The organism is Deltaproteobacteria bacterium (genome assembly GCA_018668695.1).
Lineage (GTDB): Bacteria > Myxococcota > XYA12-FULL-58-9 > XYA12-FULL-58-9 > JABJBS01 > JABJBS01.
Genome location: JABJBS010000414.1, coordinates 1 through 2,865 on the forward strand (window position 1 = coordinate 1; position 2,865 = coordinate 2,865).

General features: G+C 48.9%; 2 protein-coding genes. Both read right to left on the bottom strand.

What is annotated here, in order from left to right; genetic code table 11:
- Window positions 1-126 precede the first annotated feature (126 nt).
- Window positions 127-1,467: a monooxygenase gene (locus HOK28_24580; protein ID MBT6436288.1), complete on the bottom strand. Its 1,341-nt coding sequence runs from the start codon at window positions 1,465-1,467 to the stop codon at window positions 127-129.
- Between the two features lie 137 nt (window positions 1,468-1,604).
- A complete protein-coding gene (locus tag HOK28_24585; protein ID MBT6436289.1) occupies window positions 1,605-2,603 on the bottom strand; it encodes a hypothetical protein in 999 nt (332 codons plus the stop codon).
- Window positions 2,604-2,865: the final 262 nt, after the last annotated feature.

A 2,865-nucleotide genomic window follows, 5' to 3' on the forward strand; every position in this document is an offset into this window, starting at 1 on the left:
CCGCAACCCGCACCATGAGAGTATTCCGTTAATTTTACTTCTTTAGTCATCGCCGAATCTCCGCATCGAAGTTTGGGGGACATTACCAGTTCAGCATGCGACTGCAACCCTGACCTGCAAGAACCGTTAAATCTCTTCCTGGCTTAAATAAAGAATACCTAAGCACATTTCATCGTAGGTGCCGTCGCCCCAGTTTAAGTCCCGAGGTGCCTCGCTGGTGGGCTGGTTATCGACGGTATTGTCCCACGTACAGGTAACCCTCAGTTTATCTCCCGGATAAAATTCAACGGGCTGCTTGAGCCGGTAAGCTATTTGCCAGTTAAAATCCCAATCCGTGATGCCCAACAAACACTCCTCTTCACCGGATTCACGAATAATCTCAAGTGAACCGGAAACTCCCAGCTTGTGCATATGGAAATTAACTTCGTGAATTGTAAAAGCTTCATGGCGTCTTAGCTTACCGCCTGAATAAGCATGAACCCATTCAGTAAAGGGCATTGAGAAAGTGTGCGTTGTGACCTCATTGGCCGGAATATTCATGCTTCCGTTCGTTACCCAATTGTAATTGGTAAATGGCGTTAGGGCTGCAATCCGGTCCAATTCTGGCGTTATCTGAAAAATCATCCGACTCTTGTCCGGCGCAGGGTTCGACGTCACCACATTGTAATGAGCCTGCAAAATCACAGCAGAACCTGGCTCGACACGAATTCCTGTCCCATTCGGAAAATCACCGCCACTGCCACCGGGTGCCCAAGCTCCAATCCAAGGCAAGTTCTGGCCTCCAAGCCCCGAACTCCCATAACAGGGATAACCCGGCTCACCATCTTCGGCTTCTTTCGCCAGAGCTTCCTCCACGCGATTGGGTGGAACAAGGTACGAAATAACATGATGAACGATAGCGTCATTACCTGGCTGCGTAACAAAACCCGTTACATTGGTCGCCACCGTCTCAGGCCATGGCACCACAAAACACCTATAATCATCTGGAGCCGACGTTGGCGTATAGGCCACCGGCATTTCAACTTCCAAATCCACACGGGACATCTCTGTCCAACTGTCTGCTGTAGCCACAGCCGCCTGCGGAGAATCCTGGTCACCTTCAGGTGCGCCATTGGAGGCCCACTGCCGAATGGTTTCGATTTGAGAATCAGAGAGTGTCCAGTCGCCGACGTAATTCTGACCGCAATTATCATCGGCCAACCATGGCGGCATACTCCGGCTCGTCACCGCCACTGAAATAGCATCGCGCATCGCAGCTACATTTTCGTAAGAATCAAAAGAGAAAGGACCAACCCCACCCTCCTGGTGACACATATTACATTTACCAGCGATAATCGGTTCAACGTCCTGCCAGTAGGTTGGCCCCTCCACTGGCGGCTCTTCGGAATCTGTCGAGCCTGCGCAGCCAAAGGATGCCATCAGCAACACCCCGCTCAAAAGTATAGATACGACCTTCAACTTATTCATGAGCCACTCGCTTTCAATGCCACAACAATAACATTTAGTGTGCACCAATGACCTCAACCGGTCCAGCTATTCCTTACACACCTACACACACGCACACCCTATTAGGTAGCTGTTGAGAAATAATGAAGGAATCAAAATTAGAGCGTGTCTTTTTCGTCGTTTCCAAACTCTTTGCAACCAAGGTCGTAATAATCGTCAAAATCGGGTTCTTCGAGTGCCGCCAGCTGGCGGTAAAGCTTCGTCAACCTGCTGTACTCTCGCTCATCAAATGGGTGCAGCATCTCCAATTGCATGGACTCAGCCAAACGCGTCAGACCTATTTCAACAATCTTCATGTTCTCGCTGGCCCCACCCCAACACAAAGCTGAACGAACAATAATGTTGGCCACGCCCAAATTCTTAAGTGGGATCTGTTTGGCGTAGTGCCACGATTTCTCTTTATCGCCGCGCACACCGGCCATCATCTTGAAAATCCACCAATCAGGCACTAGACGATAAAACTCGGCGGTGGCACCAAGAGCAACGTGGTAAGAGCTGATACCTTTGGGAGCCATGGGGAAGTTTTTCTTCTTAGATAAGTCCAACGCCAAATCCAGCGACTCACTTACCTCTTCCATGCTTGAAATGGTGTCGAATATGCCTTCGACCAAGCCTAAAGTACCCAGAAGAGCAGCATAAGCCAGTCTGCAACCAGGGCTATCGGGGATTCGTTCTAAACACTTCTTTGAACGCTTCATTCCTGAGCGGAGGTTTTCTGCTTTTACGTCGGCATCGGCCCCATCGATTTTCGTTGCCATGAAGAAGTAGTTGGCGGAGAGCTGCCACATCACGATGGATTCTTCCGGATATTTTTTTTCAAGAGCCAGCAAAATTTGATTGGCTTCCTCAAAATTTGAATCGTAACCTAAATCTGCCACCTTCATAATTCCGGTAATAATCTCGTTTCGTACGGCTTCATCCTTGGCTTCGATGATCTCCAAGGCGCGAATACGCATCGCCACCAAAAACTCAGCTATATCTGCCAGACCCTGAGGGGAAAGCTCGCTTCTCACAAACTTCTTTTCCACTTTTAATTCGAGAGGCGCTGCAAATGTTTTAGAAGCAAAGCCGCCAAGCGTCGATAAAAAGATCAGCATGATCCCCGCAACCAGAATTCCACCGAGATATGCAGATTGAACCTTCAGCCCCATACTAAAATGATATCTCGCTCACGACTCCGAGCAAACAAAAGAGATATCAATTGTCTGGGTTTGATTAACCTGCATCCCAATCGTTCACGTTTTAGGCGCGGTCACCCACACTTACTGATAAACCAGCCGAACAATCTTTCCGCATCAATGAGTGAAAAAAAAAAGGAGCTTCAAAAGCTCCTCTACTCAGCACCGCGGCTCCAGGAGC

Bases quoted from the DNA above. Each gene is read 5' to 3' on its own strand.
- HOK28_24580 (MBT6436288.1), bottom strand. From the start codon at position 1,467: ATGAATAAGTTGAAGGTCGTATCTATACTTTTGAGCGGGGTGTTGCTG.
- HOK28_24585 (MBT6436289.1), bottom strand. From the start codon at position 2,603: ATGCTGATCTTTTTATCGACGCTTGGCGGCTTTGCTTCTAAAACATTT.